The 22910-nt window shown below is 44.9% G+C and carries 20 protein-coding genes; all 20 read left to right on the forward strand.

What is annotated here, in order from left to right:
- Positions 1 to 7 precede the first annotated feature (7 nt).
- The gene (locus tag VSQ61_RS04805) at positions 8 to 754 is read left to right on the forward strand and encodes an ABC transporter ATP-binding protein (RefSeq protein ID WP_334343310.1); all 747 of its coding nucleotides are present in this window, start codon (positions 8 to 10) and stop codon (positions 752 to 754) included.
- A 12-nt stretch (positions 755 to 766) separates the two neighbouring features.
- A complete protein-coding gene (locus tag VSQ61_RS04810; protein ID WP_334343311.1) occupies positions 767 to 1567 on the forward strand; it encodes an SDR family NAD(P)-dependent oxidoreductase in 801 nt (266 codons plus the stop codon).
- A gap of 13 nt (positions 1568 to 1580) precedes the next feature.
- Positions 1581 to 2405, forward strand: a complete 825-nt coding sequence (locus VSQ61_RS04815) for a transketolase (protein ID WP_334343312.1) — start codon at positions 1581 to 1583, stop codon at positions 2403 to 2405.
- A 13-nt stretch (positions 2406 to 2418) separates the two neighbouring features.
- Positions 2419 to 3351, forward strand: coding sequence for a transketolase family protein (locus tag VSQ61_RS04820; RefSeq protein WP_334343313.1), 933 nt, complete (start codon positions 2419 to 2421; stop codon positions 3349 to 3351).
- Between the two features lie 2 nt (positions 3352 to 3353).
- Complete coding sequence (locus VSQ61_RS04825) at positions 3354 to 4394, forward strand: zinc-dependent alcohol dehydrogenase (protein ID WP_334343314.1); 1041 nt, start codon at positions 3354 to 3356, stop codon at positions 4392 to 4394.
- Between the two features lies 1 nt (position 4395).
- On the forward strand, positions 4396 to 5055 hold the full coding sequence (locus VSQ61_RS04830) for a ribulose-phosphate 3-epimerase (RefSeq protein WP_334343315.1): 660 nt from the start codon (positions 4396 to 4398) through the stop codon (positions 5053 to 5055).
- A 4-nt stretch (positions 5056 to 5059) separates the two neighbouring features.
- Entirely contained in the window at positions 5060 to 5797 is a 738-nt protein-coding gene (araD, locus tag VSQ61_RS04835) for an L-ribulose-5-phosphate 4-epimerase AraD (RefSeq protein WP_334343316.1), read from the forward strand.
- Positions 5798 to 5826: 29 nt separating this feature from the next.
- Complete coding sequence (locus tag VSQ61_RS04840; RefSeq protein ID WP_334343317.1) at positions 5827 to 6660, forward strand: triose-phosphate isomerase; 834 nt, start codon at positions 5827 to 5829, stop codon at positions 6658 to 6660.
- Between the two features lie 10 nt (positions 6661 to 6670).
- Positions 6671 to 8125, forward strand: coding sequence for a lactate racemase domain-containing protein (locus tag VSQ61_RS04845; RefSeq protein WP_334343318.1), 1455 nt, complete (start codon positions 6671 to 6673; stop codon positions 8123 to 8125).
- A 105-nt stretch (positions 8126 to 8230) separates the two neighbouring features.
- On the forward strand, positions 8231 to 9013 hold the full coding sequence (locus VSQ61_RS04850) for a sulfite exporter TauE/SafE family protein (RefSeq protein ID WP_334343320.1): 783 nt from the start codon (positions 8231 to 8233) through the stop codon (positions 9011 to 9013).
- Positions 9014 to 9094: 81 nt separating this feature from the next.
- Positions 9095 to 9910: an ATP-dependent sacrificial sulfur transferase LarE gene (larE, locus tag VSQ61_RS04855; protein WP_334343321.1), complete on the forward strand. Its 816-nt coding sequence runs from the start codon at positions 9095 to 9097 to the stop codon at positions 9908 to 9910.
- Positions 9911 to 9993: 83 nt separating this feature from the next.
- Positions 9994 to 10752, forward strand: coding sequence for a nickel pincer cofactor biosynthesis protein LarB (larB, locus tag VSQ61_RS04860; protein WP_334343322.1), 759 nt, complete (start codon positions 9994 to 9996; stop codon positions 10750 to 10752).
- 61 nt (positions 10753 to 10813) lie between these two features.
- Entirely contained in the window at positions 10814 to 12052 is a 1239-nt protein-coding gene (gene larC, locus VSQ61_RS04865; protein ID WP_334343323.1) for a nickel pincer cofactor biosynthesis protein LarC, read from the forward strand.
- A gap of 223 nt (positions 12053 to 12275) precedes the next feature.
- Complete coding sequence (locus tag VSQ61_RS04870; protein ID WP_334343324.1) at positions 12276 to 13772, forward strand: sugar ABC transporter ATP-binding protein; 1497 nt, start codon at positions 12276 to 12278, stop codon at positions 13770 to 13772.
- 18 nt (positions 13773 to 13790) lie between these two features.
- Positions 13791 to 14750 carry an ABC transporter permease gene (locus VSQ61_RS04875; RefSeq protein ID WP_334343325.1) on the forward strand — a complete coding sequence of 320 codons (960 nt, stop codon included), beginning with the start codon at positions 13791 to 13793 and terminating at the stop codon, positions 14748 to 14750.
- A gap of 31 nt (positions 14751 to 14781) precedes the next feature.
- Positions 14782 to 15924 (forward strand): sugar ABC transporter substrate-binding protein, encoded by a 1143-nt coding sequence (locus VSQ61_RS04880; RefSeq protein ID WP_334343326.1) that lies wholly within the window; start codon positions 14782 to 14784, stop codon positions 15922 to 15924.
- 22 nt (positions 15925 to 15946) lie between these two features.
- Positions 15947 to 16915 (forward strand): ABC transporter permease, encoded by a 969-nt coding sequence (locus VSQ61_RS04885; RefSeq protein ID WP_334343327.1) that lies wholly within the window; start codon positions 15947 to 15949, stop codon positions 16913 to 16915.
- Positions 16916 to 16937: 22 nt separating this feature from the next.
- Positions 16938 to 18509, forward strand: coding sequence for a response regulator transcription factor (locus tag VSQ61_RS04890; RefSeq protein ID WP_334343328.1), 1572 nt, complete (start codon positions 16938 to 16940; stop codon positions 18507 to 18509).
- Positions 18502 to 20208 carry a sensor histidine kinase gene (locus tag VSQ61_RS04895; RefSeq protein ID WP_334343329.1) on the forward strand — a complete coding sequence of 569 codons (1707 nt, stop codon included), beginning with the start codon at positions 18502 to 18504 and terminating at the stop codon, positions 20206 to 20208. The genes VSQ61_RS04890 and VSQ61_RS04895 overlap by 8 nt, the downstream gene beginning before the upstream one ends.
- Before the next feature lie 28 nt (positions 20209 to 20236).
- Complete coding sequence (locus VSQ61_RS04900; RefSeq protein ID WP_334343330.1) at positions 20237 to 22888, forward strand: family 78 glycoside hydrolase catalytic domain; 2652 nt, start codon at positions 20237 to 20239, stop codon at positions 22886 to 22888.
- The last annotated feature ends 22 nt before the right edge of the window (positions 22889 to 22910 follow it).

The raw sequence follows: 22910 nt of genomic DNA on the forward strand, positions 1-22910 counted from the left end.
GAATATCATGGAAAATCAAGAGATTAAGGTCCAGGTAAATCATCTGACAAAGCGTTTCGGTGATTTGCTGGTGTTAAATGACATTTCCTTTAATATTAAAAAAGGAGAATTTGTCTGTATTGTCGGGCCTACCGGCTGTGGAAAAACAACATTTTTAAATCTTCTGACAAGGCTGATTGATCCTACGGAGGGAGAAATTTTAATTGACGGAGAGCCTGCAGATCCGAAGAAGCACAGCATTTCATTTGTGTTTCAGGAGCCTTCTGCATTTCCCTGGCTCACAGCACAGCAGAATATCGAATATGGTCTGCGCATTAAGAAAAAGTCAAATGAAGAGATTGCGGCTCAGAGTGAGAAAATTATCGATCTTCTGGGGCTTGATAAATATCGGAATGCTTATCCTCATGAGATGTCTGTTAGTATGGAACAGCGTGTGGTAATTGGACGGGCATTTGCACTGAATCCGGATTTGCTTTTGATGGATGAGCCCTATGGGCAGATGGATATTAAGATGCGTTATTACTTGGAGGATGAGGTGATTCGTCTCTGGCAGGCTACCGGGAGTACGGTTTTATTCATTACTCATAATTTGGAGGAAGCTGCTTACCTTGCACAGAGAGTATTGATTTTGTCCAACAAGCCGGCCAAAATCAAGGCCAGCATTGATGTGGATTTACCCAGGCCAAGAAAGGTTTCGGATCCGGAGTTTATCAGGATAAGAAAAGAGATTACGGACATGATCAAATGGTGGTAAAGGAGGAATATGATGAAAAATTTGAAGGACAAAGTGGTATTTATAAGCGGAGGAGCCCAGGGACTGGGCTATGCAATGGCGGAAAAATTTGCGGCTGAGGGTGCAAAAATTGTAATAGGCGATATTCAGGAAAAGCTTGCATTGGAAGCGGCCAAGCGGCTGGGAGAAGAGTTTGAAATAGAGACTTATGCGTTTCGCATGGACGTGACAAGCGTAGAAGATATTAAAGAGGCCTTTGCTAAAGTAAAAGAACACTTTGGAAAGCTTGATGTACAGGTAAATTGTGCAGGAATACAGATCCGCTGTCCGTCGAAAGAATTTACGGAGGAGAACTGGGATAAATTGATGAATGTGAATTTAAAAGGCGTATTCTTCTGCTGCCAGCAGGCGGCGCTTCTGATGGGAGATAAAGGTGGTGCTATTGTTAATATTTCTTCCGGCACATCAACACAGACGACACCGGGCAGAGCTCCTTATGTAATCTCCAAGGGAGGCGTAAATGCTATGACCGCCGTTCTGGCGGCAGAATGGGCGGAGGATTGCGGGAATAAAAAGGCTATTCGGGTAAATGCGGTGGCTCCGGGGTGGATTCTGACGAATATGGTACAGGATGGCTACCGTCTGGGCGTGGTTTCCCAGAATCAGATTCATGCGGCAGTCCCCTTCAAAAGACTGGCGGATCCCTCGGAAATTGCGGATGCGGTTGTATTTCTTGGGTCCGATGAATCCAGCTACATAACGGGACAAACCCTGTTCGTGGACGGCGGATGGAGCGCCCTTGGCATGCCGGCTATGGATATGATCAAAGAATAGGGGGGAAGTTTTTATGAGATTGGAATATACTGCGGAACAGTTGGAAGCTATCGCACATGATATTAGAGTGGATGTGATAGAAAGCCTGCACTGTGCAGGCTCCGGACATCCCGGAGGATCTTTGTCCATAGCGGAGATAATGAGTGTTCTCTATTTTCATGAAATGAACCTTGACCCGGCAAACCCCAACTGGGAGGAGCGTGATCGCTTTGTTCTCTCAAAAGGGCATGCTGCGCCGGCTTACTATGCGGCATTGGCGGAGCGGGGTTATTTTTCAAAGGAATTGTTAAAAACCCTTCGTCAGATTGACAGTCCGCTCCAGGGGCATCCTGACAGAAAGAAAGCAGTTGGCGTAGATATGTCTACCGGATCCTTGGGACAGGGGATTTCCGCAGCGGCCGGAATGGCCTGCTTTGCGAAGAGAAGCAGTAAAGATTTTAGGGTTTACTGTGTTCTTGGAGACGGCGAGATGCAGGAAGGAGAGGTATGGGAGGCGCTGATGGCCGCTGCCCATTATAAGCTCTCGAATTTTACGGTTCTGTTAGACAATAACAATCTTCAGATTGACGGACAGGTGAGAGACGTAATGTCGGTCTATCCGATTCGGGAGAAGGTTGAGGCATTTGGCTGGAAAGTCCTTGAAGCGGGGGGACATGATGTGAAAGCTTTGTGCAGTGCTTTGAAGAAAGCGAGAGAAAACACGGAGACACCGACCTTTATCATCTGTAAAACAGTAAAAGGAAAGGGCGTATCTTTCATGGAAAATCAGGCCGGCTGGCACGGCGCTGCCGTTACGGATGAAAATTATGAGACAGCTATGAAGGAACTGAATGCATAAGGAGGTGGAGAAAATGTTATCAACCAGAGAAGCCTATGGCCAGGCGCTGGCAGAGATGGGAGAAAAATATGATTTCTATGTGCTGGATGCGGACTTGTCCAAAGCTACACAGACAGTGCTTTTTGCGAAAAAATTTCCGGAGCGGTTTATGAATATGGGAATAGCCGAAAGCAATATGATGGACTTTGCGGCAGGTATTTCTACCTGCGGGATCCCGGTTTTTGCCAGTACATTTGCAGCTTTTGCAGCAGGACGGGCATACGATCAGATTCGAAACGGGATCGCCTATCCCAACTGTAATGTAAAAATCGGTGCGACTCATGGAGGCGTATTAATTGGTGCGGACGGAGGAAGCCATCAATGTATCGAGGATATAGCTTTAATGCGTGCGATTCCGAATATGACGGTGCTGTGCCCTTGTGATGAAGCGGAGACTTACGCCTGCGTACAAGCGGCGCTCGAACATGAGGGCCCTGTTTACCTGCGCTTTGGAAGACTGGGAAGTCCGAAGGTATATGAGGAAGAAAATCTTGATTTTGCAATCGGCAAGGGGCAGGTGGTTTGTGAGGGTACGGATGTGACCTTAATAGCCATTGGAGATATGGTATCAAAATGCTGCGAAGCGCAAAGGGCTCTTGAAGCGGAGGGAATTCATGCGGCAGTTCTGGATATGGCATCGATTAAGCCCATTGACGGGGAATTGATCTGTGAATTTGCAAAGAAAACGGGGTGCATTGTAACAGTGGAGGACCATAATGTGATGGGCGGAATGGGCAGTGCGGTGGCTGAGGTGCTGGCAAAGAATTGTCCGGTTCCTATGGAATTTGTTGGGATTCAGGATCAGTTCGGATGCTCCGGTACACCGGAGGATTTGGCAGAGCATTATGGATTAACGGCTGCGGCAATTGTTCGGGCCGCAAAGAAAATTATGGAAAAGAAGGGCTGACTGTGAAGAAAATAGTTTTTACTGCTCCCAGGAGTGCCGAAATTCGGGAATGCGAGATTCCTTCTTATGGGGCAAATGAAGTGCTGCTTCAGAATGAGCGAATCGGTGTCTGCGGAACGGATATACAGGTTTTTATGGGAAGAAACAGGTATATGCAGTTTCCGGTTACTCCCTTTCATGAGGGGGTTGCACGTGTTGTAAAGACGGGCAAAGATGTAAAGAACGTAAAGGCAGGAGAGCGTGTTACCATACGGCCGATCTTAAGCTGCGGACATTGCTATTCCTGTGAGAGAGGACATGAAAATGCCTGTGAGAATTTTAATTGCCTTGGCGTGCAGTCGGACGGGCTTGGTGCGGAGTATTTTGTAATTGATAAACATTATGTCTATCCGATCTCGAAAAAATGTCCCTTAGATCAGGCGGTGCTTATTGAGCCTTTTGCGGTGGGAGTTCATGCGGCTGTGCGTGGGAAGGTCTGCGGCAGGCGGGTGCTGGTGGTAGGTGCGGGAACGATCGGCAATTTTACAGCTCAAGCCTGCGGCTTACTGGGAGCAAAGCAAGTGTGCATTTGTGATTTGAGTGAAGATAAAGTGAAAATGGCAGAAAGGTCAGGGATTTCAATTTGCCTGAACAGCCATAGCCGTACTTTGACGGATGTGGCAAAAGAGGCTTTTGGCACATTTCCGGATGTGATTATAGACTGTGTTGGAGCAAAAGCGGTTCTTCCCCAGATTTTGGAGCTGGCCGGAAAGACGACGGATATTGTAATTGTGGGAAATTATTCGGAACCGGTTCTGATTGATGTGGCAAAAATACAGCGCAATGAGCTGAACGTGTATGGAAATATTACTTATACGGAAGAAGATTTCCGTAAGGCGGTGGAGCTGGTGATGGATCAGAAGGTCTATATGGACGGATTTATTTCTGCCAAATTTCAATTTGATCAGGCTCAGGAAATGATGGATTTTGCTGCCGAAAATCGTGGGATAAATATGAAGGTTGTAATGGATTATGGTGTCTCAGGATGCGGTAAGGAGGGATGACATGTATCATATTTCACCTTCTCTCCTTTGTGCGGATCAGTTGGAACTGAAGCAGACGGTTGCGGAGTTGGAGACCCTTGGGGTTGATTGGCTTCACATTGATGTGATGGATGGAAGCTTTGTTCCGAATTTTGCATTTGGTACGGATCTTACACGTGCCATCGGAAGGCTTTCAAAGCTGCCTCTTTATGTACATATGATGAGCGTCCATCCTATGGATTTTGTAAAGCCCTTTGCTGACCTGGGAGCAGAGTATTATTGCTTTCATTATGAGACAACAGTGAATCCCTTTCGCTTATGTCAGCAGATTACGGCTGCCGGTATGAAAGCGGCAGCGGCTTTGAATCCCTCCACACCGGTTGAGGTTCTTGCGGATTTGCTTCCGTATCTTTCCTGCATAACACTGATGGCAATAGAGCCGGGCTTTTCGGGACAAACATTTTTACCCCATACCTATGAAAAAATTCGAAAGCTGCGCAGACTGATCGGAACTGCCCCCGTACTGATAGAAGTTGACGGCGGAGCGGATATTCCGATTTCCATGGAATGTATCCGGTGCGGAGCTGATGTAATTGTAGGCGGCTATTTTACCTTATTTGATAAAAAAGGGAATTTGTGTGACAACTATCAAGCTTATATGCAGGCACAAAAGGAGATATGAGAGTATGACAATACAAGAATTAAAGGAAATGGTTGTGGAGGCTAACAAAGAACTGCCAAAACGTCGTGTGGTTTTGTATTCATGGGGAAATGTAAGTGGGATTGACAGAGAGCGTGAGATAATTGTGATAAAACCCGTGGGGATTCCCTATGAGGAGCTGACGGTTGAAAACGTTAGTGTTGTGGACTTTGACGGAAATAAGATCCCGGGAGAAAAAAATCCATTGAATCCTTCCGTGGATCTGGATATCCATCGGGCGTTATATGAGAATTTTTCTTCTTGTAATGCCATTGTGCATACCCATTCTACTTTTGCTACGGTTATGGCGCAGCTGCATAGAGACGTGCCCTGCTTTGGCACGACCCATGCGGATTATTTTGCAGGCTCTGTTCCCTGTGTGGATGCTCTTTCGGAAGAAGAAATTATCCATAATTATGAGTGGAATACAGGAATGGCCATTGTGAAATATTTTTGTGAACATAAAATCGATCCGGCGGAGGTACCGGCAGCATTGTCTGTTAATCATGGACCGTTTACATGGGGAGAGGATTGCTGGGATGCGGTCCATAAAGCGGTTGTGCTGGAAGAGATCTGCAAGATGGCCGTGCATATGCTGGCGATTGAGCCGGAATGGCAGCCTATCCCCAAGGTTATGAGTGACAAGCACTATTACCGTAAGCATGGGGCAAATGCATATTTTACAAATGATGATCACGGCCATGGGATGGTCCGCAGTAAATAATAAAAGGGTCGGATATTTGGAGGATATTGATGAAGCATTTATATTTGAATTTAAAACGTTTTGATGTTCCTGTGGAGTTTGGGGGAGTGAACCGGATCGCTCCGATTACGGAATGGGGAAGCTGCATTGTTGCAAACACCCAGGAAGCTTTAAAGGAATATGATCCGGCGGAAGCGGAATTTGTACAGTTTTTTCCGGAAGCGCATTTGATGCAGGCAGTTGCGGCAAAAAGTGAGGGGAGTCCCATACAAATAGGCTGCCAGGGCATCTATCGTCAGGATACGGGGGCAAACGGCTTTGGCGCTTTTACTGCAAACCGTCCGGCGGCTGCGGCTGCGGCTATGGGGGTGCAGGCAGTTCTGATCGGTCACTGTGAAGAAAGAAATGACAAGATGGGGATTTTGGCAGAGGCAAAGGCTGCCGACACGGCAGCTGTCAATCGTATTCTGAACCAGGAGATTAAGCTGGCGGTTTCCAGGGGATTAAAGGTGCTCTACTGTATTGGAGAAAAAAGCGAGGAACAGGAACGATGGCAGGAGGTTCTGGGGGAACAGCTGAATATCGGCCTTGAGGGCGTAGACAAATCAAAGGTGGTGATTGGTTATGAGCCGATCTGGTCCATCGGGCCGGGAAAAACGCCTGCTGATAAGCCGTATATCACAAAAATTGCCCGTTTCATTAAAGAAACTGCCGGAGGGATTGATGTGGTGTATGGGGGCGGTCTCAAGGTAGATAACGCAGAAATGCTGTCTTCTATCCGGGAGATTGACGGGGGTCTGATTGCACTGACCCGTTTCAGCGGCGAGATAGGCTTCTATCCGGATGAGTATTTGGAGATTATTCGTACATATTTGGGAAAGTGAGGATAAATAGATGAAACTTGATTTTGAATACGGGAATGGCATCATGTCTGCCCATTTGCCGGATACAACGGATGTGTTCATTCCTGGAGAGACTGTTCCAGATCCACCGTATATCCCGGAGGAGCAAATAGCAGAGAAAACAAAAGAATCTCTTTGCAATCCAATGGGTATGAAGCCCCTGGCTGAATTAGCGCATAAGGGCAGCACGGCAGTGATTATTATTCCGGATATTGTGAAAGGCGGCTGTCAGCCGACGTCCCACCGGAAAACAGCGGTTCGCTTGATTGTGGATGAACTGTATAAAGCAGGAGTTGAAAAAAAGGATATTCTTCTTTTGTTTTCCAATGGGCTTCACCCAAGAACCACCGTAAATGAGGCAAAGCAGATTTTAGGAGAAGAGCTTTTTGATGAATTTTACTGGTCCCATCAGATTACAAGCCATGATTCCGAGGACTATGACCACCTGGTAGACTTAGGCTGCACAAAGCGTGGAGATCGGGTGCTGATGAATAAGTACGTATTTGACTGTGATATCCCCATTCTGATCGGCCATACCCAGGGAAATCCTTATGGCGGGTATTCAGGAGGCTACAAGCACTGCGCAACAGGTATTACCCATTGGCGTTCTATTGCGAGCCATCATGTGCCTGATGTGATGCACCGTGCTGATTTTACCCCCGTTTCCGGTCATAGCTTAATGCGTACAAAATTTGATGAGATTGGTATGCTGATGGAAGAAAAAATGGGTCATCCCTTTTTCTGCTGCGATGCAGTATTGGATACTTATTCCCGGCAGATAGAGATTAATTCAGGCTATGCCGCCGTCATGCAGCCAAAATCCTGGGCTATGGCAAATAAGCGTACCTACGTGCCTTTTGCGGAAAAGAAATATGATGTGATGGTATTTGGCATGCCCCAGAATTTCCACTATGGCGACGGAATGGGAACGAATCCCATTCAGCTGATGCAGGCATTGTCTGCCCAGGTGATTCGTCATAAAAGGGTTATGAGTGACCACTGTGTAATTATTTGTTCTTCTGTCTGCAACGGATATTTTCATGATGAGAGATGGCCGTACCTGCGGGAGTTGTATGAGATGTTCCAGCATGATTATATGAATGTGCTGCCTGATATGAACCGCTATGGGGAATACTTTGCCACAAATGAGGAATACATCCGGAAATATCGGTTTGCAAACGCATTTCATCCGTTCCACGGATTTTCGATGATGTCCTGCGGCCATATTGCGGAAATGGACACAAGTGCAATTTACATTGTAGGTGCTCAGGAGCCGGGGATTGCAAGAGGTATGGGACTTAAGACACGGGCAACCTTTGAAGAGGCATTGGAGGACGCAAAGAAAAAATATGTGGGAGACAATCCCAATATTCTTGCTTTGCCGAAAACCTTTAAGCTAAGTGCCGTTCATCTGTGCATGAAAGATGATGATTTGTCGGGAGTATAAGCGGCAGACAGCTTCGGCACCACAGCAGCGTATCTGCTGACTGTGGTGCCGAACTTGTTCCGGTCATAAAAATCGTGGAAAGATTTGTGTTAGGGGAAAAATAGAATGTATTTTATATTTTTTTTGGTCAGCTTTCTGGCATCTGTTGTCGGAGCAATCTGCGGAATCGGCGGAGGCGTTATTATAAAGCCGCTTTTGGACGCCGCAGGAATTATGAGTGTTTCAGCGATTAGCTTTCTTTCAGGGTGTACTGTTTTCGCTATGTCAGCAGTTTCTGTGGGAAGCTCTATGCGAAACAGGACGGTGCATGTGAAATTTGCGGTTACTCTACCCCTTGCGATTGGATCGGCAGTTGGAGGATTGGCAGGAAAGACACTTTTTCAAGTTATCAAAAATATGGTTGCTTCAGAGAATACGGTGGGATTTGTTCAGGCAGCAATGCTTTTGGCGATCACCTTCATCACTTTTCTATATACCTTAAAAAAAAGCAAAATACATACATTAAAACTTAAAAATGCCCTTATCTGTGTTGGCGTGGGAATTTTATTGGGATTTTTCTCGGCTTTTCTGGGGATTGGGGGAGGTCCTATTAACCTGATGGTTCTCAGTTATTTCTTTTCTATGGATACGAAAGAAGCGGCTATTAATTCTTTATTTGTAATCCTTGTTTCCCAAATTTTTAGCCTGACACAGACGATTTTGTCAGGGAATATACCAAAAATTGAGGTATTATTTTTGGTTCTTATGGTAATTGGAGGAATTTTAGGAGGAAAAGCCGGCAGCAGGATTAATAGAAAAATTCAGGTAAAGCATGTAAATTACCTGTTTGAAGGCTTGATGGTTCTGATTATGGCTATTTGCGGGTATAACATGTATGGCTTTCGATAATCTGTTTGATTCTGCTTGCGGTTTTATAATGCACATGCTAGAATTTGATTAAATGTCAGAAAAGGAGATTGGGCTTGTTTCATGGATATCTTACATACAAAGCTGCATTTGCTGGAACAATATTTGAAGGCTCTGGGAAGTGCTGCCGTTGCCTTTTCCGGCGGGGTGGATTCCGCATTCCTAATGACCGCTGCCCATCGGACGCTGGGAAAACAGGCGATTGCAGTAACGGCCCGATCCTGTGCCTTTCCGGAAAGAGAGCTTAGAGAAGCAAGAGAGCTGGCAAAAGCAGAAGGAATTCGCCATATAGAGTTTGATTTTCCTGCTTTTGAGGTGGATGGCTTTGCAAAGAATCCGCCGGATCGGTGTTATCACTGCAAAACTGCAATTTTAAAACAGATGAGGACAATTGCAAAGGCAGAAGGGCTCAGTCATATCATAGAAGGCTCCAATGTGGATGACGCCAAGGATTATCGGCCTGGCACAAAGGCCATATGTGAGCAGGGTATATTAAGCCCTTTAAAAGAAGCGGGGCTTACGAAAAAGGAGATACGGCAGCTTTCCAAAGAATGGGGACTGCCTACCTGGAACAAGCAGTCGGCGGCCTGCCTGGCATCACGTTTTGCTTATGGAGACCCCATTACGGAGAAAAAACTATCCATGGTAGAGCAGGCGGAGGACTACTTAAGAGATCAGGGCTTCGGGCAGCTTCGGGTAAGAGTTCACGGGAATTTGGCAAGACTTGAGCTGACAGGCGAGGACTTTGAACAGGCAGCAGGACAAGCAAAGCGCCAGGAGATATTCAGGAAGCTTCAGGCTTTGGGATTTACTTATGTGACACTGGATCTTTGCGGATATCGAATGGGAAGCATGAATGAAGCATTGGAAATCGACTGAGCAGATTTGTACACACACCATAAGCGATTGCATATGGTGTGTGTTTAAAATGGAACTGAAAGAGAATCGGAGGCGGAATATATATGAATGTGACGGAATTGCTGCAGCAGGTAAAGGAAGGAAGCGTCACTATAGAAGCGGCAGAAAAACAATTAAAGAATCTTCCCTATGAAGACCTGGGCTTTGCGAAGCTGGATCATCATAGAAAGCTCCGGCAAGGCTTTGAGGAGGTTATTTATTGCAGCGGCAAGGCAACAGAGCATCTGGTTAGAATTTATCAAACCCTGACAGGGGAAGGGATAGATGTTCTGGGAACCAGGGCAAGCCGGGAACAGTATGAAGCGGTACGGGAAGCGGTGCCGGAGGCGGTTTTTGATTCCATCTCCAAGATACTTAAGGTGGAAAAAAGGGAAAAAGAAAAAATCGGAAAAATTATTGTATGTACAGGAGGAACGGCGGATGTGCCGGTGGCGGAAGAAGCGGCGCAGACAGCAGAGTTTTTTGGTACACAGGTAGTAAGGCTCTTTGATGTGGGAGTGGCAGGGATTCACCGTCTTCTCTCCAATATGGATGTTTTCGAAGGCGCAAACTGTGTGATTGCGGTTGCGGGTATGGAGGGGGCATTGGCCGGTGTGGTTGCCGGGCTTGTGGAGGTGCCGGTGATTGCAGTGCCTACTTCCGTGGGTTACGGGGCGAGTTTCCATGGCCTTTCGGCACTGCTGACTATGCTGAATTCCTGTGCCAATGGGATTACGGTGGTAAATATAGACAACGGCTATGGAGCGGCTTATGTGGCGACACAGATTAACCGCTTAGCGGTTGGAGGCTTGAGGAACGGATAGCAGCCATCAAAAGATAAAGGCGTATCCTGCAATGATTATGAAGCTAAGACGGAGGAATTATATGGAAGAAAAGAAGACTTTGTATCTGGAATGCCGTTCGGGAATCAGCGGAGATATGACGGTGGCAGCACTGCTTGATCTGGGAGCTACGGAGGAAAATTTGCGGCATACGCTGGCGCAATTACCCCTGGACGGCTATGAGATACGGATTGGAAGAGTACAGAAATCCGGGCTGGATGCCTGTGATTTTGACGTGATTTTGGAAGAAGAGAAAGGGGCTCATGTGCATCATGAACATGCGCATCATCATGAGCATGGAGAAGAACATCACCATGCTCATGGTCCCCATGCACATGCCCATCGGACTTGGAGAGATATTGAACAGATGCTGGATGGGGCAGGCTTGAAGCCAAGAGTACTGGAGCTGTCAAAGCAGATGTTCCGGATTGTGGCGGAAGCGGAAGGAAAGGTTCACGGCCGTCCGGCAGATGAAGTTCATTTTCATGAGGTGGGGGCCGTGGACTCTATTGTGGATATTGTGTCTGCTGCGGCATGCATGGAGGAGCTTAACGTAGACAGAGTTGTTGCTTCGGATATTTGGGAAGGACAGGGGCATGTGCACTGCCAGCACGGAATATTGCCGGTTCCTGTTCCGGCGGTACTTGAGATAGCATCCGGCCATGGGCTTACCCTTAAGCAGACGGAGCAGCAGGGCGAGATGGTGACGCCCACGGGAGCCGCCATTGCGGCGCTGTCAGAGGGAAAGAAGCCGGAGAAATTCACGATTGAAAAAATCGGCCTGGGAGCCGGAAAAAAGGAATTTCCAAGGGCCAATGTGCTGAGAGCTATGCTTATTAAAGAAGAGCGGCAGCCGGGAGAAAGGCTCTGGATGCTGGAAAGCAATATTGACGACTGCTCCGGGGAGGTTATGGGATACTGTCTGGAATGCCTTTTGGAGGCCGGGGCCAGAGACGCATTTTTCACATCTATTTATATGAAAAAGAACCGGCCGGCATATCAGCTCTCCGTGCTCTGTGATGAGGAGCAGATTGAAAAGATGAATGCTATTTTATTCCGGGAGACGACTACGATTGGAGTACGCCGCTATCCTGTGGAGCGGGAAAGCCTGGAGCGCAGGATAGAGGAGGTATCTACGCCTTATGGGAAGGCGAAAGTAAAGGTGTGTCTGCTTGGCGGGAAGGAGATGCGCTATCCGGAGTATGAGAGTGTGAAGAAGCTTGCGAAAGAGCAGGGGATGGGTTATAGAGAGATGTATCAACTGGTAAAGGAGAATGTATGAATTTATTTTTTGCGGCGGTACCTATTATATGCCGAGCAGGAACAAACGGTCCTGCCAAGCTCCAAGATGAAAACGCTTTGGGAGTCTGGCAGGGCCCTTTTTTATGTTTTTAAAAGAATATTACACAAAATAAAAGTTTTTTTTATTTTGTTAAACCTTATTTTTTTATATTTTATAATTACGAACAAACTAGCTGAAAGAAAAGAAGAGAGGTGAAATTAATTTGCAGAAAAAGGTGCTTTTGGAAGTGAAAAATATTTATAAGTCTTTTGGCATTACAAAAGCATTGACGGATGTTTCGTTTCAAATATATTCCGGTGAAGTCAGAGGGCTTATAGGGGAGAACGGATCCGGAAAATCAACGGTTTCCTCTATTATTTCCGGGATCCGGAAAGCAGACCGGGGTCAGATGATATATGAGGGCAGGGAATATATTCCTGCAGATATCATTGATGCCAATAATCAGCATATCTGTATGATTGTCCAGGAGCAAAGTACGGTTTCTACAATTTCTGTGGCGGCAAATCTGTTTATAGGAAAAGAGCATATGTTTGTGCGGGGAGGCGTTGTGAACCGGAGAAAAATGGAACATGCGGCGCAAAAAGCCCTGGATGATGTAGGAATCACACATATCCGCCCGAAAGAACTGACTAGGTATTTAAGCTTTGAGGACAGGAAGCTTCTTGAGATTGCAAGAGCGTTTTATATGAAACCCAAGCTTCTGATTGTGGACGAGACAACAACGGCGTTGTCAAGGCAGGGGAGAGAGCTTTTGTATTCATTAATGGTACGGCTTTGCAAAGAAGGCGGTTCCGTGCTGTTCATATCACATGATATAGATGAGGTTATGAATAAAAGTGATGCCGTAACAGTGCTGAAGGATGGAGTTATGACAGCAACCTTAGAGAAAGCGGAATTTTCAGAGCAGAAGATTCGCAATCTCATGGTAGGAAGAGAAATCAGCGGCGATTACTACCGCACGGATTGGGAGTGCGGTTATGAAAATGAAGTAGTTCTAAAGGCAGAAAACATCTCTTACGGGCTGCTGAGAAATGTTACCGTGGAACTGCATAAGGGAGAGATTCTTGGAATAGGCGGACTGACAGAGTGCGGTATGCATGATTTGGGAAAGCTGATGTTCGGTATTATGAAACCGGATAAGGGACGAGTTATCTACAATGGAGAAGAAACCATTACATGCCCCAATCAAGCTATTAAGCGCCGCATAGGATATATGTCAAAAAACCGTGATACGGAAGCGCTGCTGACTACAATGTCCATACAGGATAACATTTGTGTTTCCGGCTATGGCAAGATAGAAAAAAACGGCATTATCACATCCGTAGCAGAAAAGGAGTTTTCTGAAAAATGGGCGGGAGTCATGAACACAAAAATGTCTTCTGTCAAAGCAGCTGTAAACAGCCTGAGCGGAGGGAATAAACAGAAAATTGTAATAGCGAAATGGCTGGCCAATGATACGAAAGTATTTATTATGGATTGCCCTACCAGGGGGATAGACGTAGGTGTGAAAGCTGCAATTTACCGCTTAATGGAGAAGTTGAAAAAAGAAGGGAAATCCATTCTGGTAATTTCGGAAGAGCTGACGGAGCTCCTGGGCATGAGTGATCGAATAATAGTTCTCAAAGACGGAAAACAGGCAGGGGAATTCAAAAGGAATGAGGTATTCACAGAGCAGAAATTAATAGAAGTAATGATTTAACAGGAAGGAGAAGCGGATGTGAAAGAGAGAATACTTGCATTAAAAGAAAACAGTGAAGAAAAAAAGCAAATGCTCCTGACTGCCGTTCCTTTAATTGTACTTATTTTGCTGATAATTTTCTTTGAGATAGTAAGCAGGGGCAGGCTTATCTCCAGGATGAATATAGGAGCCTTGCTGAACTCTATGTTTTTTATTGCATTAGGTGCAACGGGAGTCTCGTTTCTTATGGCACAGGGAAATCTGGATTTTTCTCTTGGGGGAATCGTAGGGCTGTCAGCTACATTGGCAGGATTTGCGGCTTGGATAAATCCGGTCCTTTCCGTTGTTGTTGTAATTGGAACGGGAGCCGCATGCGGATTGCTGAATGGAGTGGTTCATGCAAAACTCAAAGTGGCGGCAATCATAACCACCCTATCTACGGCGTTTATATTTCGGGGAATTCAGGGGACCTTAATTGCCTCTGGTGCGGTAAGCCTGCCGCCAGGCATGATGTTTTTGGAAAATACTCCGTTAAAGGTTACATTAATGGTAAGTGCATTTGCCATGGGGGCTGTGTTTTATAACAAGACAAGAGTGGGAAAATACTGCAAGGCGATTGGCTCCGGGGAAGAAGCGGCATTTCAATCAGGAATAAAAGTAGATAAATATAAAATATGCAGCTTTATGTTTTCCGGTGCGGTGGCCGGGATAGTGGGATTTTTCTATCTGACAAGAGCAGCCTCCGCTTCCGCCAATACGGGGTCGGGCTTTGAGTTTGATGTGCTTCTGGCGATGCTTTTGGGCGGAATGCCGATTTCCGGCGGAGCCGGTGCAAGATTCCGCAGTGTAATTATTGGAAGCCTTATCATGACGATTTTATCAAACGGCATGATTTTGTGGGGATTGGACTTAGTATTACAGCAATTCATCAGAGGGATTATATTTTTGATTTCCGTATCTGTCTCCTTTGACAGAAGAAACCTGGTAACTATTGTATAACACAAATAATTATAGAGAAAAGAGGTAAAATATGAAGAAAAAAATGATATCTTATGTATTATGCTTATGCTTGTGCGTGTTAGCGACGGCAGGAGTAATGGGATGCGGACCGAAGGCGGCTGAGGAGGAGCCTTTTGTAATTGGTATGAGATTCCCTACAAGTATTGATCAGATGCAGCAGCAGACTATGGATAATGTAACGGAGCTTGTGGAGTCCGCAGGAGGGACGCTTCTGGTTGAAAATGCAGCTTTAACACCGGAAGGAAATATTCAGGCATATGAGCGGCTGATTGCGGCAGGCGTAGACGGGCTTGTGGTGATTCCGGCATCAGATTCCGTGCTTCCCAGAATTAAAGAAATGTGTGAGACCGCAAAAATCCCCTGGGCGATCTATTACCGTTCCATTTTGGATGAGGATATTAAAGCGGAGATAGAAGCTTCAGAGTATTATCTTGGAAATACTTATGAAGACGAGTTTATGGCAGGCTATAACCTGACGGCGAAAATGGGAGAAGCCGGATGTAAAAATATTGTTCTTTTCTCAACGGCACTTGGCGATACTACGGGAGCACAGAGAGAAGATGGAATGAATCAGGCTTGTGAGGAATACAGCATGACTGTGATTAATGAGTTCCGGGCAACTGCTCAGGCGTCTGATGCCGCTCAGTCTATTGAAAGTGTGCTCACAACACATCCGGAGGTAGACGGAATCTTTATTGCAGCAGGAACCATTACGCCTGGAATTCTTCCGGCAATTACCAGTGTGCTGGATCAATATAACAGGCAGGACGTAAAAATCACGATTATTGATTATCCCCAGGGATTGCAGGATGCATTTAGCAGCGGTTATATGCTTGCGGCATGCGGCGGCCACAATGTAACAGACCCGCTGTTTGCCACAACAATGGTATTAAATAAGATTAAAGGAACGGCTTTGTCAGAGGAACCAATGTCCGTACGTATCAATCAGATGATTCTGGAAAGCGAAGAAGACGTAATAAATTATTTTAAATACTGTGAAGGCGGAGTTTCCACTTATACACCGGATGAAACAAAGGAAATGTTCTTTAAGTGGGAAAATGACAGCATTACCCGTGACAGTTTCCTGAAGGTGGCGGAAGAATATACGATTGACAGTGTAATTGAACGCCACAAGGACTTGGTAAAAGAATAATAGAAAAGGAGCAGGAAAAAGAGTGAATGGTAAAAAGCAAAAAGGGATAGCGGCCTCCATACTTTTTCCGGTGGCAATTTACCTTTTGTTTCTTATAACAGCGAGAGAACGCTTCGTGGGTACAGGGGTGTTGAGAGCTATTTTGATTCAGTCATTTATGCCGCTGCTGTGCGCCTATGGAATGGTATTTGGAAGATCTATGAGAATGCTGGATTTAAGTATAGGCTCCAGAATTATTGCATCCAGCATGATTGGCGGAATTGCGGCAATGAATTATCATATGGGCCTTATGGGGTTTGTGGTGGTAACGATTATAAGCAGTGTGCTGTTAGGCGCAATCTGCGGTCTGGTATTCCGATACTTTCGGATTCCATCTATTGTGGTTTCCCTGGTGATTGCCATGATCTTTGAAGTGATTGGCTCAAAGGTTACAAATGGTATGGCCTTCCTGAAGCTGGACAAGGAGCTTACGATTTTAGGCGGAGTTCCCTGGAATGTAGTGGTGATAATGATAACTACACTGCTATTTTACTGCGTTTACTATAAAACAAAGTTTTGCTATAATGTAAGGGCTATCAGCGGTGATGAGATTATCGCAAAAAATAATGGAATCAATGTGGATAAAACTAAATTTTTGGCCTATGTTGTGGGAAGTTTTTTTATCGGAATTGCGGCGATCATTCAGATGAGCTATGCAACCTCTATGTCGGCCCAGTTGAATATGGAAAGCCTGTCAATGTCCTTTAAGCCGTTGATGGCTATGATTGTAGGAGTCCAGCTGCAGGATTATGTGGGGCTTCCGGCGGGGATTTTTATAGGCTCTTTTATGATATCAACATTGTTTTCCGGCCTTGTGGCATTGGGATTTCCGGCCCCTGCACAGGATATTGCATTGGGAATATTTCTTGTGATTGCGGTTTCCCTATCTACAAATACTGAAAAAATTGGAGAATTAATAGCAAAGCAAAGACGAAAAAAGTTAATTACATAAATGGTAAAAGCGGAGAGCAATTATGGAAAAAATCAGAGTACTGCTTGTAGATGATGATCGGCTGGCAATATCTTATATGAAAGAGATTGTGGACTGGGAAAATCTGGGCTATGAAATTGTGGGGACAGCCTACAATGGAAAGCAGGCATTGAAGCTGTTTGACCAATGCTCTCCGCATCTTGTTATTACGGATATCAGTATGCCGCACATGGATGGTATTGAGGTGAGTAAAAGAATAAAAGAATGTTCAAAAGATATCCGGGTGGTGCTCCTTACCTCCTATGGAGAATTTGAGTACGCAAGGCAGGCCGTTCAGCTGGGGATAGACTATTATCTTATTAAAGATGAGATAGACGGCAGTTATATGGAGGAAAAGCTGAATGCATTAAAAAGTCTGATTTTGGACCAGGCAAGAATTTCCCAGATCATGTTCCAGAAAGCAATTGCGGATTATTTTCAGATGGGAGAGGACTATATAAAAAGGGCATACAAGGATAAAGCATTGTATGATTTTTGGAGTAAAGAGCATTCTTATATTTTGGTAGAGCAGAATTTGCCGATTGCTCTGGAAGAAAAGTGGGAATTAAAAGTGAAGGCACCAAACCTGCCGGAGCTTTTGGAATTGAGCCTGAAAATAGCGGCGAATTGTAAAGTTAAAGTAGAAGTCTTCAGTATTTTACCGGAAAACCGGATTTTGCTGGGGCTGGAAAGCCAGGAAAGGAGCCGGTATAAGGAGCAGCAAAAAAGTTACTATGTGTCAGAAAAGATAAGAAGCAGTGCGGCTAATGCATGGGGAGCACGCTATACGGCATATGTATCCCTCTTTCCTATGAGATTTTCGGAGCTGTATGAGCAGTTAATGAACCAAAACGGAATAACGTCTGCAAAGCTTTATCTTGGGACCGGAAAAACATACGGCATTACGGAAAATCCATGGAGAAAAGAAGAGAGAAGCGCCGTAATGGTTTCCGGGGATTATTTTGCTGCTGCTATCCATGAAAAAAAGTTTTTGGAGAAGCTGCGGGAAATATATGATGCATGTTATTTATACAAAAACATGGCACTGCCCTTTTTGCGGAATATGCGGCTGGCGTATCGGGCTTTAGCCGCTGAAAGAAGGAATGTTCTTGGCTTTTTGGCGGAAAGCGATTTTATGGACAAGCCCCTCTATGATTTTACAGAAATCATAAAATGGCTTGGGCAATATTACGAGTGGATAGAAAAACGGCGCATACCAGGAAAAGGGAATTCGCAGAAAACCGGCAGAGCAGAGGTGGAAAAGGCCGTCTTGTATATTAAGGAGCACTATACGGACAGCCAGCTAAAGGTATCTGATATTGCTGAATTTCTGAATATCAGTGAAAGCCGCATCAGTGTTCTTTTTAAAGCGGAAACGGGGCAGACACTTATACAATATCTTACCCAGGTAAGGATAGAAACGGCAAAAAAGCTTCTAAGAACATCGGAATATAAAGTATATGAAATTGCGGAAATGGTTGGGTATGCCAATAGCCAGTATTTGAGTAAAGTATTTCATAAGGAAACAGGATATTTTCCTTTGGAATACAAAAACGGGAATGAGAACAATGAATGAAGCGAAATTGCAGAAAAAAACCATATTGCTGGCATTGCAGATTTATACAATCGTTTTTGCTGCAAGTATATTATTAAGCTATGTTTTTATCATTTCTCCGTTATGGGATCAGGCAGTTGTTAATTACAACACTCAAAATGAATATATTCTGGATGAAGTGGATGCCGCATTGAACACGGTGAAGGAATATGCCAATTATATTGCTTATTCGGAAGACATTATGAAAAAGATGAATGCCTATCTGCAGACCCCATCCGATGCGGCGGTGCGATTTGATTTAGAAACGGTTTTATATAATACCAAGAACCTGAAACAGGGAATTGAAGCGGTTGTTTTGGAAATGGAAGGAGGAGACAGGGTTACCTCCATACTGGATTTGGCGAAAGAAGAGGAAGAACTTCTGGTTTCTGACTGGTATGCAAGAATACGGGAGAATAGCTACAGCGGCGGTTTTTCGAAAGGAATCTCAATTGTAAAAAATAGTGTTCCGGTAAAATTGATTGCTTACAGTAAAAGCTATCGGATGAAAAACCGGAAGTTTACGTTAACGGTTTTTGTGCGGTATGAAGATCTTTTGGGAAGAATTATGCGCCACTATCATGATGAATTTGAGGAACAGTATTGGAGTATGCGGGATGGAGAAGCGCTTTTTGAGGGGGAACAGGCGGGGCTTGATAAGCTCATAGGCTTTGGTAAAAACAGCGATCCCATACAAAAGAGTTTGAAAGGGGTTTTGTTTATTCAAAGCCTTGATAATGCATCTTACCGCTCCATATCTTTTGTTTCCACAAGAAATATTTTTTATGCAATCAAGGAACCTGTGCTGCTGATACTGTTAATGTCCGTTGTGCTGTTGATCAGTACACTGCTCATTGTGGTTTATATTGTAAAAAGAGTAACAAAGCCGGTCCATCAGCTTGCAAAAGCAATGGAGCGGGTGGCGGCAAAGGATTTTGCGGTTAAGCTTCCCATGGAGAGTGATGATGAGATTGGTTATTTGAGTCAAACATTTAACCATCTGAGTGAGGAATTACAGAATTACATTGAAAAAATTGTAAAAAGCATAGAGACAGAACAGGAAATGAAATACGGTCTGCTTATCAGCCAAATAGATCCGCATTTCTGCTGCAATACATTAAATACCATCAAATATCTGGCTAAACAGGGAAGAATGAAGGACGTGGAAATAGTAGCGGTTGCCTTGTCAAATATTTTGAGGGATCGGTTACGAGTAAAAAATTTTCAGATTTATGATACGGTGGCGCAAGAGACCAATATGGTAAAAAAATATCTTACGATACAGGAATATCACTATGGCGGTGATGTAGAGGTGCATTGGTTTCTGGAAGAAGGGGTAAAAGACTTGAAAATTCCGAAAAATATTATTCAGCCATTGGTGGAGAATGCACTTGTCCATGGGCTGGTTGATGAGGACGATGGAAGCATTAAGGGGATCCTTACCATTCGAGTAGAGAAAACAGATGCATTGTATATCAGCGTGGCGGACAATGGCTGCGGAATGAGCCGGGAACAAATTGAAGAAATTATGAATGGAACGGTGAAGGCAAAACAGAGCGGCCATGGCATTGGCATTGATAATATCAAAGAGCGTTTGGAAATTCTGTATGGAGCTCAGGCCCGGTTTTCGATCTATAGTGAACTGGGAAAAGGAACGGAAATGGAAATTATAATTCAATAGGACTTGACGGTCTGATGGAGGTAGAGAAATGAAAATACAGGATATAACTGTGGAATATCAGCATAATCCCATAGGGCTGGATACGGCCGCACCGAGATTTGCATGGAAATTGGCTGATGACAGCCAAAATATATATCAAAAAGCATATCATATTCAGGTTTCGAAGGATGATGAGTTTCGGGAGCTGGCCTGGGATTCCCGGAAGGTGGATTCGGACGAGTCCATTCAAATAGTGTATAACGGGGAGACGCTTACAAGCTTTACGGAATATTTTTGGCGTGTGAAGGTGTGGGATCAGGAAGAAACGGAAACTGATTGGAGTGATATCGGACGCTTTGAAATGGCTATGATGAGCTGGAAAGACTGGGAAGCTGACTGGATTACACCGGAATATGATTATAAAGCGCCCAAAACGGCCTGCCCCATTTTGAGAAAGGAATTTCAAATAGGAAAACGGGTGACGAAAGCAAGAATTTATGTTACAGCCAAAGGTTTGTATGAGCTGTGGCTAAATGGAAAGAAGGTAGGACGGGATTTTCTGACACCGGGATGGACTTCTTATAATAAGCGGACGCTGTATCAGGTGTATGATGTAACAGATATGCTTAAAGAAGGAGGAAATGCCATAGGAGCTACTATTGGAAGCGGATGGTATAAGGGCGAATTGGGATGGCGATCCAGGCGGAACCTTTACGGAGGAAGAGAGGCGCTTATTATGGAGCTTCATATGACATATGAGGATGGAGCTGTGGAAAAAATTCTGTCGGATGGAACATGGCAGTCTTCCTATAGGGGACCGGTAATCTGCTCGGAAATTTATCATGGTGAGACATATGACGCTCAAAAAGAGATTCTGTTTGATACCTATGGCTGTGGCTTTGAGGACTGGTTTCATGTAAGAGTTATGGGAGCTGCGGCAAAAGATATTCTTCACGCTCAGGAATGTCCGCCTGTACGGGAAAAGCTGGTGCTGCGTCCCGTCGAATTGCTTCGTTCGCCCAATGGTCAGCAGATACTGGATATGGGACAGAACATGGCCGGACATGTACGGTTCCGGGTTAAGGGAAAAGCAGGAGAGCGTGTTGTATTAAGACATGGGGAAATTTTAGATTCGGAGGGGAACTTCTACAGCGAGAATCTGAAGGGTGCCCGGCAAAGAGTGGAATATATACTTAAGGATGAACAGGAGGCAGTCTTTGAGCCTCATTTTACATACCAGGGATTTCGGTATGTATTGATTGAGGAGTATCCTGGAGAAATCAAAAAAGAAGATTTTGAAGGGATAGTTCTGTACTCTGACATTTCCCAGACGGGAAAATTTCATTGTTCCGATGAAAACCTGCAACAGCTTACACAGAATATTTTATGGGGACAGAGAGGAAATTTTGTGGATATTCCTACGGATTGTCCGCAAAGATGCGAAAGGCTGGGTTGGACGGGAGACATCCAGATATTCTGTGACACGGCGGCTCTGCAGATGGAAACCCCTTTATTTCTGCGAAAATGGCTTCATGATGTTGCGGCAGAGCAGTTTCCCAGCGGCGGTGTGCCATGGGTCGTGCCGGATATTTATGATGATACATATGCCTATGATTTGGTTGGATATACAGGTCAAAGCGAAAAGGTGGCAGCGGCCTGGGGGGATTGTGCAACAGTTGTTCCCTGGAATCTGTATCAGGCGTTCGGTGATAAGCGCATTCTGGAAGAACAGTTTGACAGTATGAAGAAATACGTGGAATTTATCCGAAAACAGGGCCCCTGTGAATATACATGGGAGGGACAGCATCAACTGGGAGACTGGGTAGCTCTGGATGCGCCATATGGAAGCTTTGTGGGAGCTACGGATGTGGATTATGTAGCGAGCGCATATTTTGCAAAGTCAACAGAAATCCTTTATAAAACAGCAGAGGTTATCGGTCGTGATAAAGAATATAAGATTTATCGGGAGCTGCATCACAATATTTTAAAGGCATTTCAGGAAAAATATGTGGATGAGGATGGTGAGCTTACGGTAAAGACTCAGACGGCATTGGTTTTGGCAGCGAATTTTGGGCTGGTATCGGAGGAGCTGGCATCAAATTATATGAAAAAGCTGGCGGAATGGCTGAAGGAAACAAATTATGATTTGATTACGGGATTTGTAGGAACTCCGTATATCTGCCATGCGCTGACCAAATATGGTCAAGTGGAAACAGCATATAAATTGCTGTTTAAAAAGGAATATCCTTCCTGGATGTACCAGGTCACAAAAGGAGCGACTACGGTTTGGGAGCATCTGGATGGAATCCGCCCGGACGGGACCTTGTGGAATCCAAGAATGAATTCTTTTAATCATTATGCGTATGGTTCCATAGCGGAATGGATCTACAGGGATATAACCGGGCTGAAGATATGTGAAGAAGTGCCGGGGTATAAGAAGTTTCAAATTTGCCCCCGGTTGGGGAAAGAATTGGATTCGGCCGAATTTGCTTATGAAAGTATGTATGGAAAGATTGTAAGCGGGTGGAAACGGACGGAGGATAAGATTGAATATCACATAACAGTTCCTGTAAATACAACAGCAGAACTGAGGCTTGTGGGAAGTGAGCTTCTGGAATGTCAGGTGCCATATCAGAAAATCAAAGATGAGTATGTGTTGGAGACAGGATCGGGAGATTATTGGTTTACTATGAGAGAGTAAGAGGGATTTGGGAACAATTTTC

Source organism: Candidatus Merdisoma sp. JLR.KK006, assembly GCF_036941035.1.
Taxonomy (GTDB): Bacteria; Bacillota; Clostridia; order Lachnospirales; family Lachnospiraceae; genus Laedolimicola.

What these genes read in the sequence shown, in the direction of transcription:
- VSQ61_RS04805 (WP_334343310.1), top strand. Translation starts at nt 8, where the DNA reads ATGGAAAATCAAGAGATTAAGGTCCAGGTAAATCATCTGACAAAGCGT.
- VSQ61_RS04810 (WP_334343311.1), top strand. Translation starts at nt 767, where the DNA reads ATGAAAAATTTGAAGGACAAAGTGGTATTTATAAGCGGAGGAGCCCAG.
- VSQ61_RS04815 (WP_334343312.1), top strand. Translation starts at nt 1,581, where the DNA reads ATGAGATTGGAATATACTGCGGAACAGTTGGAAGCTATCGCACATGAT.
- VSQ61_RS04820 (WP_334343313.1), top strand. Translation starts at nt 2,419, where the DNA reads ATGTTATCAACCAGAGAAGCCTATGGCCAGGCGCTGGCAGAGATGGGA.
- VSQ61_RS04830 (WP_334343315.1), top strand. Translation starts at nt 4,396, where the DNA reads ATGTATCATATTTCACCTTCTCTCCTTTGTGCGGATCAGTTGGAACTG.
- araD (WP_334343316.1), top strand. Translation starts at nt 5,060, where the DNA reads ATGACAATACAAGAATTAAAGGAAATGGTTGTGGAGGCTAACAAAGAA.
- VSQ61_RS04840 (WP_334343317.1), top strand. Translation starts at nt 5,827, where the DNA reads ATGAAGCATTTATATTTGAATTTAAAACGTTTTGATGTTCCTGTGGAG.
- VSQ61_RS04845 (WP_334343318.1), top strand. Translation starts at nt 6,671, where the DNA reads ATGAAACTTGATTTTGAATACGGGAATGGCATCATGTCTGCCCATTTG.
- VSQ61_RS04850 (WP_334343320.1), top strand. Translation starts at nt 8,231, where the DNA reads ATGTATTTTATATTTTTTTTGGTCAGCTTTCTGGCATCTGTTGTCGGA.
- larE (WP_334343321.1), top strand. Translation starts at nt 9,095, where the DNA reads ATGGATATCTTACATACAAAGCTGCATTTGCTGGAACAATATTTGAAG.
- larB (WP_334343322.1), top strand. Translation starts at nt 9,994, where the DNA reads ATGAATGTGACGGAATTGCTGCAGCAGGTAAAGGAAGGAAGCGTCACT.
- larC (WP_334343323.1), top strand. Translation starts at nt 10,814, where the DNA reads ATGGAAGAAAAGAAGACTTTGTATCTGGAATGCCGTTCGGGAATCAGC.
- VSQ61_RS04880 (WP_334343326.1), top strand. Translation starts at nt 14,782, where the DNA reads ATGAAGAAAAAAATGATATCTTATGTATTATGCTTATGCTTGTGCGTG.
- VSQ61_RS04890 (WP_334343328.1), top strand. Translation starts at nt 16,938, where the DNA reads ATGGAAAAAATCAGAGTACTGCTTGTAGATGATGATCGGCTGGCAATA.
- VSQ61_RS04895 (WP_334343329.1), top strand. Translation starts at nt 18,502, where the DNA reads ATGAATGAAGCGAAATTGCAGAAAAAAACCATATTGCTGGCATTGCAG.
- VSQ61_RS04900 (WP_334343330.1), top strand. Translation starts at nt 20,237, where the DNA reads ATGAAAATACAGGATATAACTGTGGAATATCAGCATAATCCCATAGGG.